General features: G+C 53.5%; 13 protein-coding genes. 9 read left to right on the forward strand and 4 right to left on the reverse strand.

Annotated features, from left to right (window positions below):
- The coding region (locus tag IE105_RS13595; protein WP_189499363.1) for a cadherin repeat domain-containing protein at window positions 1–3,213 on the reverse strand (3,213 nt) is incomplete at its 3' end.
- A gap of 499 nt (window positions 3,214–3,712) precedes the next feature.
- Between IE105_RS13595 and IE105_RS13600 the strand changes: the two genes are divergently transcribed.
- The 9 genes from IE105_RS13600 (at window position 3,713) to IE105_RS13640 (ending at window position 13,807) form a co-directional block, all read left to right on the forward strand.
- The gene (locus IE105_RS13600) at window positions 3,713–5,917 is read left to right on the forward strand and encodes an exonuclease domain-containing protein (protein ID WP_189499365.1); all 2,205 of its coding nucleotides are present in this window, start codon (window positions 3,713–3,715) and stop codon (window positions 5,915–5,917) included.
- A 32-nt stretch (window positions 5,918–5,949) separates the two neighbouring features.
- A complete protein-coding gene (locus IE105_RS13605; protein WP_189499367.1) occupies window positions 5,950–6,867 on the forward strand; it encodes a polyprenyl synthetase family protein in 918 nt (305 codons plus the stop codon).
- A 247-nt stretch (window positions 6,868–7,114) separates the two neighbouring features.
- On the forward strand, window positions 7,115–7,705 hold the full coding sequence (locus IE105_RS13610; protein ID WP_373299109.1) for a fatty acid desaturase: 591 nt from the start codon (window positions 7,115–7,117) through the stop codon (window positions 7,703–7,705).
- Window positions 7,702–8,172 carry a sterol desaturase family protein gene (locus IE105_RS13615; RefSeq protein ID WP_189499370.1) on the forward strand — a complete coding sequence of 157 codons (471 nt, stop codon included), beginning with the start codon at window positions 7,702–7,704 and terminating at the stop codon, window positions 8,170–8,172. Before IE105_RS13610 ends, IE105_RS13615 begins: the two co-directional genes overlap by 4 nt.
- Window positions 8,169–8,753, forward strand: coding sequence for a leucyl/phenylalanyl-tRNA--protein transferase (aat, locus tag IE105_RS13620; protein WP_189499372.1), 585 nt, complete (start codon window positions 8,169–8,171; stop codon window positions 8,751–8,753). Before IE105_RS13615 ends, aat begins: the two co-directional genes overlap by 4 nt.
- A 37-nt stretch (window positions 8,754–8,790) precedes the next feature.
- Window positions 8,791–10,143: an amidohydrolase gene (locus IE105_RS13625; RefSeq protein ID WP_189499374.1), complete on the forward strand. Its 1,353-nt coding sequence runs from the start codon at window positions 8,791–8,793 to the stop codon at window positions 10,141–10,143.
- Window positions 10,140–11,387 (forward strand): amidohydrolase family protein, encoded by a 1,248-nt coding sequence (locus IE105_RS13630; protein WP_189499376.1) that lies wholly within the window; start codon window positions 10,140–10,142, stop codon window positions 11,385–11,387. The genes IE105_RS13625 and IE105_RS13630 overlap by 4 nt, the downstream gene beginning before the upstream one ends.
- A 27-nt stretch (window positions 11,388–11,414) precedes the next feature.
- Entirely contained in the window at window positions 11,415–11,867 is a 453-nt protein-coding gene (locus IE105_RS13635) for a GFA family protein (protein ID WP_189499378.1), read from the forward strand.
- Between the two features lie 170 nt (window positions 11,868–12,037).
- Window positions 12,038–13,807, forward strand: coding sequence for a DEAD/DEAH box helicase (locus IE105_RS13640; protein WP_233354168.1), 1,770 nt, complete (start codon window positions 12,038–12,040; stop codon window positions 13,805–13,807).
- 20 nt (window positions 13,808–13,827) lie between these two features.
- Here IE105_RS13640 and guaA read toward each other — a convergent pair whose 3' ends face one another.
- From guaA to IE105_RS13655, 3 genes are read right to left on the reverse strand one after another with little or no spacing between them, the layout of a single operon-like run.
- Window positions 13,828–15,399: a glutamine-hydrolyzing GMP synthase gene (gene guaA, locus IE105_RS13645; protein ID WP_233354169.1), complete on the reverse strand. Its 1,572-nt coding sequence runs from the start codon at window positions 15,397–15,399 to the stop codon at window positions 13,828–13,830.
- Window positions 15,396–16,673, reverse strand: a complete 1,278-nt coding sequence (locus tag IE105_RS13650) for an RsmB/NOP family class I SAM-dependent RNA methyltransferase (RefSeq protein WP_189499380.1) — start codon at window positions 16,671–16,673, stop codon at window positions 15,396–15,398. The genes guaA and IE105_RS13650 overlap by 4 nt, the downstream gene beginning before the upstream one ends.
- Window positions 16,670–17,029: a hypothetical protein gene (locus IE105_RS13655; RefSeq protein WP_189499382.1), complete on the reverse strand. Its 360-nt coding sequence runs from the start codon at window positions 17,027–17,029 to the stop codon at window positions 16,670–16,672. Before IE105_RS13655 ends, IE105_RS13650 begins: the two co-directional genes overlap by 4 nt.

The raw sequence follows: 17,029 nt of genomic DNA on the forward strand, positions 1-17,029 counted from the left end.
CGTGATGGCGACCGCTTGGTCCGTCGTCGTTGCGCCGTCATTCGCCGTGACAATCACATCATAGACATTATTGCCGCCCGCATCCCCGGGCGCCTCAAAGTCAGGTGACGTGAGGAACGCAACCGCACCGGTGTTCGTATCAATCGAAAACAGCGCCGCGTCAGTCCCTGACAGGCTATATGTCACCGCACTACCATCGGCGTCCATTGTGCTCGCAGTATAGGCCGCCGATTGGTTTTCCGCGACAGACGCGGTTGCAGCGCTCGTAAAGATGGGCGCATTGTCATTTTCATTCGTCACGGTAATCACGACCGCTTGATCGGTGGTGGCTGCGCCGTCATTGGCGCTCACAATAATATCATAGACGTTATTTTCGCCGACATCCGACGGGGTCTCAAAATCGGGAGCATTTAGGAATGCCACCTCACCCGTCGCAGCATTAATCGTGAACTGAGCGGCATCCGCCCCTGACAGGCTATAGGTCACCGCGCTGCCATCAGCATCCGTCGTTGTCGCCGTATAAAATGGCGTCTGAAGTTCGTCTTGGTTCTCCACAACGCTGATAGTTACGCCAGACGTAAACACCGGCGCATTGTCATTCTCATTGGTGACCGTGATGGCGACCGCCTGATCCGTCGTGGTGGCGCCGTCATTCGCCGTGACGACGACGTCAAGGACATAGTCGCCGCCCTCAGGCCTACGTGGACCAATTATAGAGAAATTCTTTCCGCCAGCATCTCCAGGAGTCTCAAAGTCTGGGGCCGTGATGAAGGTAATATCGCCCGTCGTCGCGTTAATATCAAACAGAGCTGCGTCCGCGCCAGAGAGAGAATAGGTGACAACACTGCCATCGGCGTCCGTTGTGGTCGCAGTATAGACGATGCCCGTTGCATTCTCGGCGAAAGACGCGGTCGCAGCGCTCGTAAAGATCGGCGCGTTATCATTCTCATTCGTCACCGTGATGGCGACCGCCTGATCCGTCGTGGTTGCGCCGTCATTCGCCGTAACAATCACATCATAGACATTATTGCCGCCCGCATCTCCGGGCGCCTCAAAGTCAGGCGACGTGAGGAACGCAACCACACCGGTGTTCGTATCAATCGAAAATAGCGCCGCGTCAGCGCCAGAGAGCGAATAGGTGACGGCACTACCGTCGGCGTCCGATGTGGTCGCAGTATAGACGATGCCCGTTGCATTCTCGGCGAAAGACGCGGTCGCAGCGCTTGTGAAGACCGGCGCGTTATCATTCTCATTGGTGACCGTGATGGCGACCGCCTGATCCGTCGTGGCTGCGCCGTCATTGGCGCTCACAATAATATCATAGACGTTATTTTCGCCGACATCCGACGGGGTCTCAAAATCGGGAGCATTTAGGAATGCCACCTCACCCGTCGCAGCATTAATCGTGAACTGAGCGGCATCCGCCCCTGACAGGCTATAGGTGACCGCACTACCATCGGCGTCCGTTGTGGCCGCTATATAGACAGCACCTGTTGCATTCTCCGCGACCGTCGCGGTTGCAGCGCTCGTAAAGATCGGGGCGTTATCGTTTACATTGGTCACCGTAATCGCAACCGCCTGATCCGTCGTGGTGGTGCCGTCACTCGCCGTAACAATTACATCATAGACATTGTCATCATTGGCGTCTGTTGGCGCCTCAAAATCTGGAACCGCCATAAAAGTAACAATGCCTGTCGCGGCATCAATGTCGAATAACGCTGCATCTGTTCCAGACAGCGTGTAAGTCAACGCATCGCCATCCGGATCGACGACTTCGGTCGTGTAAGCCAAAACACCGTTTTCCTCAACGAAAACCGAAGAAGTCGATATGAACTCGGGGGCCTGGTTTGCTAGATTATCGACCGTTATCGTCTCTTGGATACGGACAATGGAATTCCCATCCGTATAAACGATATACGTAATTCCATTTTCAGTGACAGCAGCACCTTGTGTGAAGTTCCCAGTGCTTAAATCAACAAAACCTCCATTTTCCCCGAGAATATCGACGATTGCATTGCCGTTTTCATCTCGCTGTTCCGTCAACGCAGCAATGCCTGCTGCATCAAGACTTATCGACGAACCCTGAGATGTGCCGAAGTCGATAACTTCAATTCCACTTATTCCACTCACACCATCCTTGCGCGAGCTGGAGCTCTCGACCTTTTCAGCGACGTCACCAGCATTCGAAATCGTTAGATCAAGAAATAGATTGTCCGCCCCCATTTTTAGCGTGTCTCGTCCCTCACCGCCAGCGATAGACACAAAGTCTGTCCCGGAAATCGAAATGCTATCGTCCCCAGCTAAACCATCAATGGAATCGCCAGACCCAACATCGGTGAAAGTGTCTCCCTCTTCAGTTCCGACGAAGGTGTCACTGACCTCTGTTCCGACAAAGCTCTGGGCTTCAACGACATCTTGAACAGTTACATCCACATCTAAAGAGGCGCTATCCTGACCATCGGTTGCAGAGACAGTAACCTGATAGACATTGTCTCCATCAGAATCAGCGGGGTCTTCGAAATTAGGCGCCTCTTTAAATGTCACGAGACCCGTGTTGACGTCGATATTGAATAGTCCCGCATCAACGCCAGAGAGGCTATATGTCACGTCATCACCATCCGCGCATGTGGCAATTTTCTGAAACGCCTCAACGCTGTTCTCGGTCGCAGTAACAGGAGAAGGCGGTTTGAATTCTGGGACAGCATTCAATTTAACAGCCGCGTCTTGGAAGGCTGGCTCAGCGGAACCTCCGCCGCCCATCGCCGCAACGGCTAAGCCCGCGACACCTGCGGCACCTCCGACATAAACTCCTGCGCCTCCAAAGCCCGTACCGGCGCTCGTTCCGTCAGAAACAACCGAGAATATCAAGCCTTCAGAATTAACAACAGCTTGAGAGATTAAAATGGAATCGCCTTCAAACTGAACCGATCCCGCATCAATGACAATTGTGCGACCGTCCGACAAAACAATTTCCAGCCCGCCGTCGGCCAGTTTCTTGACGGATTCAATGCCATCGATCACCGCTAGATCAACAAAAGCAATCGAACCAGCTTCTCCGGATTGAGCCGCCGCCGCATCGGCCAACATAGCGAGACTGAACGCAGCTACTGCAACCGCACTTTTTCCAAGGCGTTTTGTTCCGGAGGATAAACTCGCACTATTCGAAACAACTGAGGTCACACAACCTTCGAAAGATAGCGTTTCATCGTACATGAACAATTCCTCAAACAAACCACCCAGCAAAGATTGCTCAAGTAGGCTTCATCCTCAAAATTTTCTCGGAAAAGAGGGCGCCCAATCCAGTAATCAATTCGTATTAGACACGTTCATTAAAAATGCGCGTGAAAAAAATACATTTTTTCGTTTTGGCCAAAAGGGGCGGGAGGTCTTCAACTAGGCCCACACGTGGTCTAAAAATTCATTCTTCTAACCCAACTCACAAACTCGCCCCTCTTCGCAAAGACATTTCTAGAACCAGTCGAAGGCCTTATGTCGGCGTGATGTCGATCAGAGCTTTGAGAACTAAATCGTTATTATGCGAACCGACGCAGGGAATAAATTGGGCGTAACCACCGCTCAATATCGCCGCGCCTGCGTGTAGCCCCTTGACCCCATAACGCTCTCTATGGTTTGAGAACGAAAGACGAACACATACAATTGCCGTTGTGGGTAAGGCTGAGGATAAATCTGTGAATAAGCGTGGGATAACGGGATGAACCGAGCGCGGGCTCATGATCATGTTCGCGCAGAGCAACGTCGCTTTCGCCGGGCAAAGACGGGCAGTGCGTGGAAACCGCGCGAACTCCCCCAATTTTATTACCTGACGCATTTCAATAGCTTCCTAAAGGATGTTCACGCCAAACACTTTGATCTTCTTGGTAAGGTCGATTTGGGATTCATCGCCGCGTTTGACGCGCTGCCCCGCAATGCGCAGGCCACCTACGTCCGGATGGCCAACCGCCGGGGATATGTCTTTGACCGCGATAAGTTTGCCTATGACGAAATCACAGATCAAACCCAACAATGGGTGACGCTCCGCGATCAGAATTTCATTGACCCCATCGCGAGCCCTCTTTTCCGGGACTGGCTATCAAGCCTTCCCAAGCCCGATCTCGTCGCCTTTATGACCGATACGATGTGCGCGACGCTGTTCAAGAAGAGCTGGAAGAAGTCTGTGCTGGTCGATCTCGCCCAATCTCAGACCGACCCGTCCGATGCCGTCATTCCTGAGCGCTACGTCGGACAAGGACGACGTGAGGCGCTGCAATATCTACTCTTCCTCTATTTCGGGCGGATCGAGGATAACCTTCAAACTCTCACCCATCGAGACCTCGGCCTTGTTCGGGATACGAATGATGATCAGAGCGGTCCTCAATTTGACACACCGCAAGAGGCAAAGATCGCGTTCTTCTACGCCAAGGCCTTGCACGACCTCCGTAACGGCACGGATTTTGACGCGACGCGATTCTGCGAAAGCTTCGACACGTGGCCAAGGCCAGACTGTGACCTGTCGACCCGGCATCACGATAAACTCCTGCAAAAATTGGGCGGCTGGTCAGAGCGGCAAGAGGACCACGACCGCGCCCTGCACCTCTATACGCAGAGCGACGCGCCGCTCTGTAATGAACGCGTTATTCGCATTCGCTGGACGCGAAACGCCGACGAGGACAGGCAGTGGTGTAAAGCCCGGCTAGAATCCCTGATCGAAAACCCGGGCTCTGATTCAGAAGCCAGCTTTGCCGAAGATTTTTACGCGCGTAAATTTCATAAAAAACGCACCTCTGCGACAACGGACCTTCTGCGCACGGCGACAGTGCTGACGCTGGACGAAGCCTTTCGCAATCAACCAGAACGAGCCGTGCTCAAACATTATAAAGCCAAAGGGATTGATACCTATCGGTCTGAGAATGTGCCGTGGCGCAATCTGTTTGGCCTGCTGTTTTGGGATATTCTGCACGATGGCCATCAAGGCCGTAGGCGCTTACCCGAAATTCTCCGCGCGGGGGGATTTTACGCTGCGCATCAGACAGAAATCGAAGCGCGCCTGAGCCGTTTAGACAATCCCCCTTTGGCCCTTCTCGATCTACTTCGGACACTGTCCATGCATTACAGCGAAGATAGCGCCCTCGTGCATTGGGGCTCGCGCTCGCTCGACCGGATCAAAGCGCTCTTAATACACGCGCCGCGCGGCGGGGTCGCCCACCTGCTTCGGTTAATGTCGCAGGATTGGCGCGGGACAAAAGACGGGTTTCCTGATCTCATGCTCATTGAGGACGGTCGCGTCAGCTTTGTTGAAGTGAAGACGGTCGGTGACAGTTTGCGCCGCAATCAGCTCACACGCATGCGCCAACTCTCCGCCGCCGGATTCCCGATTAAAATCGCAAAGATCGAATGGGCCGTTGACCCTAGCCAGCCCTATGTTGTTGTCGATGTTGAAACGACAGGTGGTCGACCCGGATTGCACCGACTCACTGAAATCGGTGCCGTGAAGATGATCGGCGGAAAGGTCGTGGATGAGTTCCAGACGCTGTTAAATCCGCAACGCTCGATCCCACCGAACATTACCCGGATCACGAACATCACCAATGAAATGGTCGCGGGTGCCCCTATTTTCTTAGAGATCGCTGAGCAATTTCGTGAGTTCATGGGCGACTCAATATTTGCCGCACATAATGTCAATTTCGATTATGGCTTCATGTCGGCGGAATATGAAATGATCGACCAAAGGTTTCGCTATCCGAAACTCTGCACTGTCGCGTCAATGCGCCGCTTTTATCCGGGCCATCGCTCTTATTCGCTTAAAAACCTCTGCCGCGATTTTGAGATTGATTTGAAAAGCCACCACCGGGCGCTGTGTGATGCCAAAGCGGCCGCAGAACTCCTGATCCTGATCAATGAAAAACGCATGATGGACTAGTCGTCCTATCGGCCCTGTGCCAGAGGCATGTAATGACTGTAACGGCATTCGACCTTAACGAAGACACGCATGCGCAGATCGATGCTATGCGGGGGCGAATAGACGCGTGCCTCGCCGCTCTTGTTCCCACCGCGGACACATGGCCCCGTCAGTTACACGCGGCGCAACGTCATGCCCTGCTCTCTCCCGGTAAACGGTTTAGACCGCTGCTCACAGCTTTTCTCGCCCAAGCCTGCGGAATTGATGAGGCCAGACAAGAGGCCGCGATGGAAGTCGGCTGCGCGATAGAAATGGTCCATGCGGCGTCGCTGATCCTCGATGATCTGCCCTGTATGGATGATGCGAATCTGCGCCGAAATCAGCCCACCACCCATGTCGCATTCGGCGAAAGCACGGCGATCTTATCAGCGACGGCGCTACTGAACCGTTCCTTTGGTGTTGTGGCCCGCAATGGGGCGCTGGACGCCGAACAGCGCGCCGAACTCTGCGATCTTTTATCTTATGCCGTTGGCACAAGCGGTTTAATCGCCGGACAAATGGCCGACCTTGATAATACCGGCAGCGCGAGTGTATCGGAAATCGAGCGTGTCAATCGCTTGAAGACCGGGGCCTTATTTGACTTCTCCGCCGATGCCGCTGCTATAATGTCTAATAGCCCCGCCGCACAGCGCGCCGCGCTCAAAGACTTTTCACGCCAAATCGGCCTTGCGTTTCAGTTACTGGATGACATTAAAGATGTTCTACAGCCCCCTGAAATAAGTGGGAAAACATCCGGACGCGATACAGGAAAAACCACGTTGGTCGCCAAACATTCCATGTCAGAAACCAAAGCGATGCTAGAAACCTATCTCGCCAATGCCAAAACAGCCCTCTCTCGCGCAAACCTTTTGACCACGAAAACGCTCTCCGCTTTAATCGACCGTCAGTTCTCTTTTCTCCGCGATCTCTGATTTTGATATGTTGGCAGAGGGCAGATCGTCGCAAGCCTACCCCGCCTTGAACGGTTCCAACTGTTGCGAATTTAACCTATAAGAGCGACAAAACCCAAACCCGCGAGAAGACCCTATTTCCGCTACCCGCGACATATCCACGCCGAATAGAGGTCCGCTTTTCGCGGCTCTGCTCGGTGGAGCGTGGATTGCGGTTCATTTCTATGCCGTCTTTTTCCATGTTATAGGGGATCCGTGGGTCATAACAATTGCCCTAATTGCCGTCCAAATTTGGCTTTACACAGGCCTATTCATCGTGGCGCATGACACGATGCACGGCTCTTTTTCTCCGGGATACCCGGCCCTTAATAAGTGGGTCGGGCGGATCATTATGGTCTGGTACGCGGGCTTTTCATGGGACCGCATGCGCACCGCGCACCACCAGCATCACGCAACGCCGGGAACCGAGGACGATCCAGACTTTTACGCCGATAATCCGACTGATTTCTGGCCGTGGTATGTGCAGTTCTTTTTACGTTATTTCGCGTGGACGCAAATCCTCGTGCTCGCTGGTATCGGGGCGGTCTATATGCTGCTCGGCGCTTCTTATTTAAACCTCGTCATTATGTGGGCAGTTCCCGCTATCGCCTCATCAGTCCAACTCTTCTATTTCGGCACATACCTGACCCACCGCCACGGCAACACTTTTGCTGATGAGCATCTCGCCCGGACCAATAACTACCCGCGCTGGCTCTCGCTGCTGACCTGTTTTCATTTTGGCTACCACCACGAACACCACCTCTATCCGAATGAACCTTGGTGGCGCCTGCCGGCGCGGAAGCGGGAGCGGAGATTGTGAGTCCATGGGCCGCGACGCTGACCGTTATATTCGCCGTGATTGGCATGGAAATTTTTGCGTGGGCTATCCATAAATATGTGATGCACGGACCCGGTTGGGGGTGGCATGAAAGCCATCATACGGAGACGAAAGGATTGTTTGAAACCAACGATCTCTACGCCGTTGTGTTCTCTGTCTTTGCAGCCGGGCTCTTTATCGTCGGCTCGCTATGGTGGACACCTCTATGGTTTGTCGCGCTCGGACTCACCGTTTATGGGCTCCTCTACGGATTTGTACACGACGGGTTGGTACATCAACGCTGGCCGTTCTTCGTCAAAACACGTGGGTTCTATATGAAACGCCTCGTTCAGGCGCACCGTATCCATCACGCCGTCCACACACGCGACGGGGCCGTCTCTTTTGGTTTTCTTTGGGCGGAAGATATTCGCAAATTGAAAGTTAAACTCAAGTCCGCTGCGGATCAGTGAGCAGTTTCGGCCCCGAGGACCTGATCGCATGCTACCGTCGCGGTGTGTTCCCGATGGCGGATAGCCGAGACGCAGAAGGCTTGTATGTGATGGAGCCAGACACGCGCGCTGTCTTTCCGATTGAGACGTTTTCGCCGTCCCGATCCATGCAAAAATTTGCGCGTAAAACCCCCCTTAAAGTAACGATCAATAACGCGTTTTCTCACATTATTACGGCCTGCGCCGATCTTCGCGAAGAAACGTGGATCAGCTACGGTATCGAATGGCTTTACGGTATTTTAAATGAGCGTGGAGAGGCCCATTCCGTCGAAGTTTGGGATGGAGAGATATTGGTCGGTGGTCTTTACGGTGTCACACAAGGCGGGGCATTCTTTGGGGAGAGCATGTTTTCAACCCAGACAAATGCGTCGAAGCTGGCACTCATACATCTCATTGACCGCTTACGCGCACGTGGGTTCACTCTGCTTGACGCACAATTCATGACGGATCATCTGGCGACACTAGGCGCGATTGAAATCACCAAGGCCCAATATAAAAAATGTCTTGAATCCGCACTTTTGATCGACACATCGTTCGACTAGGACTTGCGCCTAAAAAACTCGACGTTACGGTAATCTCATGATGACACTTCGATCCTGCCTCGCCCTTTCCGCTGCGCTCCTCGTGGCCTGCACTTCCGCCGATGATAGCGAGAAAGAGACAAAAGCTTTCGAGCTACCGACCGCCTTCCCAAGCACCTACACACCGATGGCATCTACGACGACGCTCATCACCAATGCCGCCATTATTGACGGTACTGGCGCGGCAACATCGGCCAACTCTCTTTTAATAGTAGACGGGCGCATTTCAGCGATCGGTACAGACCTAAGCGCCGATGACGCGACTATACTGGACGCAGGTGGACGGTTCGTAACGCCCGGCATTATTGATATACATAGCCATCTCGGCAATTATCCGACGCCCAGCGTCAATGCACATAGTGACGGCAATGAAGTGACCTCGCCGATTACGTCCGAAGTGTCCGCTGAACACGGCGTTTGGCCGCAAGATCCGGGCTTTGACGAAGCATTGCAAGGCGGTGTCACGACCCTGCATATCCTCCCCGGATCCGCTAACTTGTTTGGCGGGCGCGGCGTGACACTTCGCAATGCCCCATCGCGCACCGTCCAAGGGATGAAGTTTCCGGACGCGCCCTACACACTAAAAATGGCCTGCGGCGAAAACCCAAAGCGTGTCTATGGTAACAAAGGTGGCCCCGGGTCTCGTATGGGCAACATTGCTGGATACCGGAAGAACTGGATCAAAGCGGCGGAGTATAAGAAGAAAATCGAAGATGGGGATGAACCTACGCGCGATCTTCAGCTTGAGACCCTTGCCGGTGTTTTGAACGGCGACATCCTCATTCAAATGCATTGCTACCGTGCTGATGAAATGGCGCAGATCATCGACCTGTCCAAAGAATTTGGCTATAAAGTCACGACATTCCATCACGCGGTTGAGGCCTATAAAATTGCCGATTTGCTTGCCGAAAACGGCACCTGTGCAGCGATGTGGGCCGATTGGTACGGCTTTAAGATGGAAAGCTATGACGGCATTCTGGAAAACATCCCCTTCGTCCATGCGGCGGGAGCTTGTGCCATGATCCACTCGGACGATGATAAAAACATTCAACGCCTCAATCAGGAAGTCGCCAAGGCGCGCGCCAATGGCAATCGCGCTGGATTGGATATCTCCAAAGAAGAAGCGTGGACATGGCTTTCGACTAACCCGGCCAAAGCACTGGGCATCTTAGACGAAACAGGCACACTCGAAGTTGGCAAACGCGCGGACGTCCTGATTTGGAACGGAGACCCCTACTCCACTTTCTCGCGCCCTGACCAAGTCTATATAGATGGCGCCTTGATGTTTGATCGCGAAACTGGATTGAAGCCTCAGTCCGACTTCCGCCTTGGTACGGAGATTGCCCGATGAAACACCTCCTTCTCGCGTCCGTCGCGTCCTTGCTTACGGCCACATCTGCTTTCGCTCAGGATATGTTCCTCGATAACGTCACCGTTCTTGCGTCTGATGGCACGCGCCAAACGGCCGACATTCAAATGCGTGACGGTATGATCACCGCGATGGGGCCAGAATTGGCCGCCACAGACGGCTCGACCTTTATGACCGACGTTTGGGTAAGCCCCGCACTCGTGGCCTCTGTCTCCACGCTCGGCATTGTTGATATTGGCGGCGAACGCGACACAAACGATACATCGGCGAATACTGATCTTGCCTCAGCGTCACTCCGAGCCTCTGACTCGTTTAATCCGCGCGAAGTTCATATTGCCAATGCCCGTCGGCGCGGCGTTCTTTATGCCGCCATCGTGCCCAATCCCACGGGCAATACAATCTTTGGCGGAACGGGGCTTGTTGTCAGCCTCGACGGCACAAATTCGTCTGTCTTGAACGACACAGCCCTAATCCATATTGCTCTCGGAGAATCTGGCGCGCGGCGCGCGGGTGGCTCTCGTTCGGCCGCAATGTCCCAACTTCGTGGCGCATTGGATGATGTCCGCCGCAGCTATCTCACCCAAGATGAAGGTGATGTTCTGCGCCGCCGTGACGCGCGTGCCCTTCGTGCCGTTGTTGCCGGACGTGTGCCGCTCATGATTAGCGCCAGTCGCGCTTCTGATCTTATGGCGATTATTGCACTGAAGGCTGACTATCCCGCGCTCGATATTATTGTCGTTGGCGCCGAAGAAGCCCATCTCGTCGCCAATGAGTTGGCCGGCGCCGGCATCAAAGTGATCGTCGACCCGCATGAAAATCTGCCTGACAGCTTTGATTCAGTGAATGCATCGCTCGATAACGTCGTCGCCATTGATGCCGCAGGCGTCGATTTCGCTATTTTGGGTCTCTCTTCGTTCCGCACAATTAAGGCGGGGGGCTTGGCCCACCATGCTGGGAATGCCGTTGGCAATGGCCTATCACGGGAAGCTGCTTTCCAAGCGATCACAGGAACACCGGCTCGTTGGTTTGGGATCGACTTAGGCACTATGGATGTGGGGAGTCCCGCCTCCCTCGTTGTCTGGGACGGTGATCCACTTGAAGCCACGTCGGCCCCTGTCGCCATGTACCGCGACGGAGAGGCTCTCTCGCTGGAATCGCGTATGACAGCCCTTCGGGACCGCTATAATCCGACAATTGACGATGATCGGCCCTATAAATACCGATAGATCAAGTCAGTCCAATCGCTGACGTCCGTGCAGGGTGACGCAAAACTGATGGGAATGAATATGACTGCTAACTGCCTTTGTGGATCTGTCAGTGTCACAATTGATGCCAAGCCTGAATTTATTCACGATTGTAATTGCACTTTATGCCGAAAGTCGGGCGGCGCTTGGGGCTACTTTTCGCCTGCAACTGTTCACGTCGTTGGTGAAACAACATCTGTAATGAGGAAGGATAAAGATAACCCTGCTGCCGAAGTTCAATCTTGCAAATCCTGTTCTGCCACAACGCACTTCACAATGGCAAAGTCCTTTACGGATCAGCACGGGCCCGTTGATATGATGGGCGTAAATATGCGACTGTTTGACACTGACGGGCTTCATGGCGTCGAAGTTCGTTTTCCTGATGGCAAAAATTGGACAGGCGCCGGACCGTTTAAATATAGGCGCAATTCGATGAAAATTGGCAGCCATGAAGCTTGGTGAATCGCTCTGAAAACGGTCGTTCAACTAAACAGATTCCAACTTATAGCATCCCTTGATATTACTGTGCGCCCGTGTAGGGTGCGCTGGCCTGAGAGGTGCGTGCGAGAGTCGCATGCGATGCCGCCATCAAGACCGATGATGCCCGGCGCCTGGCCCGAAAGAACACCCACGTGAGCTCCAAAGACTCCCCGACTGAAATATCCCCTGACGCACCTGTCGACATCACCTTTGCAGAACTTGGCTTAGACGCCAAAATTCTGAAGGCGCTTGGCGAGATTGGGTACGAAAAACCGACGCCTATTCAGGCCCAAGCTATTCCATCTGCGATGCAAAACCGAGACGTTCTCGGCATTGCCCAGACGGGTACGGGTAAAACGGGCGCCTTTGTGCTCCCAACCATGCACAAACTGGCAAAAGGGCGCGCCCGCGCGCGTATGCCGCGCTGTTTGATCATCTGCCCAACTCGCGAACTGGCGGCTCAAGTGGCCGAAGATGTGAAGACCTACGGCAAATATCTAAAGCTCGAAACCGCCCTGCTTATCGGCGGCGTCTCCTTTGCGGAACAAGACCGGAAATTGACCAAAGGCGTTGATATTCTGATCGCGACGCCGGGTCGCCTGCTTGACCAATTCGAACGCGGTAAAATTTTGATGACAGGTGTGCAAACATTGGTTGTCGATGAAGCGGACCGCATGCTGGATATGGGCTTCATTCCCGATATTGAGCGTATTTTCCAAATGACGCCGTTTACGCGCCAAGTTCTGTTTTTCTCGGCCACGATGCCGCCTGAAATCAAACGATTGGTCGATCAATTCTTACACCAGCCTGTTACGGTACAAATCGCGCGCAGAAATTCAACTGCCAAGACGGTTCGTCAGCGGATCGCCCGCGTTCCCTCGTCCGATGGTAAGCTTAAGCGCACAGCGTTGCGCAAGATCATTGAAGGCGAAACTGTCGATAGCGCGATTATCTTTTGTAATCGCAAAAAAGACGTCGATGTTGTTGCCAAGTCATTCACAAAGCATGGCATTAGCGCGGAACCCATTCATGGGGATTTGGCACAAAGCCTGCGTACAAAGACTCTCGACCGTTTCAAAGCGGGCGAAATTAAATTTCTGGTGGCGTCTGATGTCGCCGCACGCGGGCTTGACGTGTCCTCCGTCAGCCACGTTTTTAACTATGACGTCCCTTTCCACTCCGAAGATTATATTCACCGGATCGGCCGGACAGGCCGTGCGGGCCGTAAAGGCGACGCCATCATGCTCGTCGCGCCGTTGGATGATAAAAATTACAGCAGCATTCTCAATCTAATCGGTAAAGATTCGATCGAAGAAATTGAGATTCCGGACGTTGATAATATGCCGCGGGAAGGCCGAGGCGGAAACCGCGGCAATAGTCGTAGCGGAAGTAGCAAGGGTCGTTCATCCGGCTCATCATCGCAGTCTTCATCCTCGCGTGGTAATTCCAGCCGTCGCCCTGCACCAAAATCTGAGCCAGTTCAGTCCGAAACCCCGGCTGTTGAAACGAAAACCGAAACGCCTGCAAAGCCAAAACGTGAACCACGTGCCAAGACAACGCGGACACGCAAAGCGCCCGGTAGACAATCAAATACGGCTTCGAATGATACGGCCCCTGTCCATGCGGACCTGACCGCGACGACGTCGAAGAACACTACACCTGAATCTAACACCGCTGCGTCCAAAACGCCCAGCCGTCGCCCAGCACGATCGCGCTCTAAGCCGCAGTCTGATGAAAAAAATCAGTCGGAGCCAAAACGTCAGTCAAGTCAGCGTGAAAAATCCGAGGTTAAGAAGCCTTTTGAGCCAAAGTCATCCACGCCAAAATCATCGACGAATGCACGCGGGAAATCAAAATCCCGCGGAAATTCGAGCAAAGAGGCTGGATTTGGCGGCGATATGCCGGCTTTCTTCAATCGCTAGGCTTTAATCGCGCGTTGCGATTATTCCCATTCAATGGTTCCGGGTGGCTTTGACGTCACGTCATAGACAACCCGGTTCACCCCCCGCACTTCATTGATGATACGTGTCGCCGTTTCGCCCAGAAATTCGTGGCTGTAGGGATAGTAGTCCGCCGTCATCCCGTCTGTTGACGTGACCGCGCGAAGGGCCAGAACGAAGTCATATGTCCGGCTATCGCCCATAACACCGACGGTTTGCACCGGCAGAAGCACGGCAAAGGCCTGCCAAATATCATCATAAAGCCCGTGTTTACGGATCTGGTCGAGATAGACGGCGTCGGCTTCACGTAGGATATCGAGGCGTGATTTTGTGATCTCACCGGGGCAGCGTATGGCCAGGCCAGGGCCCGGAAATGGGTGACGACCGACAAAGTCATCATGCAAGCCTAGCTCGCGGCCGAGCGCCCTCACCTCATCTTTGAACAATTCGCGCAAAGGTTCGACCAGTTTCAGGTCCATCCGCTCCGGCAAGCCACCCACATTATGGTGGGACTTAATTGTGACGGATGGCCCGCCATCAAAGGAAACAGACTCGATCACATCAGGATATAGGGTTCCTTGGGCGAGGAACTTTGCGCCGCCGACCTTTTTGGCTTCGCGCTCGAAAATATCAATAAAGGTCCCACCGATGATTTTCCGTTTCCGTTCCGGATCGGAGACCCCCGCCAGCAGGCCGAGGAATTCATCGCTCGCATCCACATGAATCAAATTAATGTCGTAGTGATCACGAAACAGGGCTGTGACTTGTGCGCTTTCGCCCATGCGCATCATGCCGGTGTCGACATAAACGCACGTTAGCTGATCGCCAATCGCTTCATGGATCAACACGGCCGCAACAGAACTATCGACACCCCCGGAGAGACCACAAATCACCTTGCCGTCACCGACTTGATCTTTGATCGCTTGGATCATTTCGCCTTTAAAAGCGGCCATCGTCCAATCGCCGTCAAAGCCTGCGATTTCATGCGTGAAGTTACGTAATATACGCGCGCCATTCTCCGTGTGAACAACTTCCGGATGGAACTGAACACCATAGAAACGTCGTGCTTCGTCGGCAATCGCTGCCAGTGGAGCATTGGGACTTTTCGCAATTATTTCAAAGTCCTTGGGCATTTTGCTAACGCGGTCGCCGTGGCTCATCCAAACCTGTTCGCGGTCGGTTAGACCTTCAAACAACGGGGATGACCCTGTCTTTTCCAGATAAGCCCGTCCAAATTCTTGCTCGTCGGATTTTTCGACCGCGCCGCCCAATTGGGCCGCCATTGTTTGCTGTCCGTAACATATACCGAGCACAGGCACACCCAAATCAAAGATGCCCGCATCCGCGCGAGGACTGCCAGCATCAGCGACACTGGCCGGACCGCCAGATAGGATCACAGCTTTGGGATTAAACGAGGCGAGAAATCCGGCATCAACTTTATTGTACGGATGGACTTCAGAATACACGCCACTTTCACGCACACGCCGAGCAATCAGTTTTGTAACCTGAGACCCGAAATCGACAATCAGCAAACGCTCATGTTGCTGAATAATGTCGTCGTGTTGTTCGCTCATTTCGTCCGTTCCATTACTGCGAAAAAGAAGCCATCTGTTCCTGTCGAAGCGGGTGTCATCGTTAAAGTAAGCCCGTCTTCTGACCAAGGTTTCGGGCCATCGACGCCAAACCGTTCTTCGAACACTTCGCCCGCGCTCAGCAGGGAAAATCCCTTATTGCGGTCCAAAAAGGCGTAGACTTGGCCTTCATTTTCTTCGGCCAACATCGAACAGGTGACATAGAAAAGAAACCCGCCGACTTTCACGAATTCAGATCCTTGATCCAGAACCGTGACTTGTTCCTTACGACGACGTTCCAACGCATTTTCTGTCAGACGCCATTTGGCATCCGGCTTCCGACGCCACGTCCCAATACCCGTGCACGGCGCGTCAATTAAGACACGGTCCATAGCCCCTTTAAGCGCAGGCAATGTTTCGGCGGGTGGGGCAATGACCTCTATAATTGAGGCCCCGGCCCGCTCGGATCGTTGCCAAGTTGGAGCGAGACGGCGTTTGTCGATATCATAGGCGTAGATTTCGCCCTTGTTGAGCATGTCAGCCGCAAGCGCGAGCGCCTTGCCACCCCCGCCAGCACAGTAATCCAGAACCTTGTCGCCCGGCTGCGCCGCACAAAGAAGGCTAACCAACTGGCTACCCTCGTCCTGCATTTCGATTTTGCCGCGTTGGTAATCGGATGTGGATTGCACATCAGGATGACGCCCAAACCCGATAATTGGCGGGTGGCGTAAACCGACAGGCGAGAGCGGTGTGGCAATCGCATCCGTTGCGATGTCGGTTCGTTTTGCCTTGATCGTGTTGACCCGCATATCAAGCGGCGGACGCTTGGCGAGCGCTTGACCCTCTTTGATCGCGTCTTCGGTAAAGTTGTTCTCAAACGCAGGCCAAATCCATTCCGGGACATCGGCTTGAATCCAATCCGGGGCGCTCGACAGATCAATTCGTCCGCCAATGTTCGCGCGCTCGTCGTCCGTGAGAGCGGCGGGTGAGTGCTTATCTTCGGAATCAAACTCCAGCTGCTCTAAGGAAACGCCACAGCCCCAAACGGCCCCGGCAATCGCTAGAGCCCGTGGGCTGTCATCATCCATGCGGTAGGCAAAGCTACTACGGTGGCGCAGCGCGTCATAAACAATATTACCGATCGCGGCCCGGTCTTTGGATCCTGCAAAGCGATGCGCTTTGGCCCAATCCCGTAGCGCCATAGCCACAGGTGTGCGTTGCGTGAGAATGTCCTGCAGAACTTCTTCTGCGGCGGCGATACGTCCACCAAGTCTCATGAAAATGTTCCTGCAAAAGCAATGATCGCTACAATGAAAATGCAGATGATCGAAAAAAGACCCGATGCGACATACCACTGAACTGGATCACGAAAAATCATGAAAGCATGGATCGCTAGTCCAACTAACGCAATGGCCCATAGAATGCCTAAGACCCAATTATCATGTGGGGCTGCCGCCATCAAAGCAACTGAGAGCAACAACAACCCTGAAGACAATGTTCTTGTTGATTCAGAAGCCTGCTTCAAAATTTCAAATGAAATCATCGAATTTTTGATGCGTAAGTATCTGCACAGGCTCAAAAGTGCCGAACCGACATAATAAGCTAAAGCAGGTCGAAGGTAGACAACATCCAT

The sequence above is a fragment of the Algimonas arctica genome (genome assembly GCF_014652695.1).
Lineage (GTDB): Bacteria > Pseudomonadota > Alphaproteobacteria > Caulobacterales > Maricaulaceae > Litorimonas > Litorimonas arctica.

What these genes read in the sequence shown, in the direction of transcription:
- IE105_RS13605 (WP_189499367.1), top strand. Translation starts at nt 5,950, where the DNA reads ATGACTGTAACGGCATTCGACCTTAACGAAGACACGCATGCGCAGATC.
- IE105_RS13625 (WP_189499374.1), top strand. Translation starts at nt 8,791, where the DNA reads ATGATGACACTTCGATCCTGCCTCGCCCTTTCCGCTGCGCTCCTCGTG.
- IE105_RS13630 (WP_189499376.1), top strand. Translation starts at nt 10,140, where the DNA reads ATGAAACACCTCCTTCTCGCGTCCGTCGCGTCCTTGCTTACGGCCACA.
- IE105_RS13650 (WP_189499380.1), bottom strand. Translation starts at nt 16,673, where the DNA reads ATGAGACTTGGTGGACGTATCGCCGCCGCAGAAGAAGTTCTGCAGGAC.
- IE105_RS13600 (WP_189499365.1), top strand. Translation starts at nt 3,713, where the DNA reads ATGAACCGAGCGCGGGCTCATGATCATGTTCGCGCAGAGCAACGTCGC.
- IE105_RS13655 (WP_189499382.1), bottom strand. Translation starts at nt 17,029, where the DNA reads ATGGATGTTGTCTACCTTCGACCTGCTTTAGCTTATTATGTCGGTTCG.
- guaA (WP_233354169.1), bottom strand. Translation starts at nt 15,399, where the DNA reads ATGAGCGAACAACACGACGACATTATTCAGCAACATGAGCGTTTGCTG.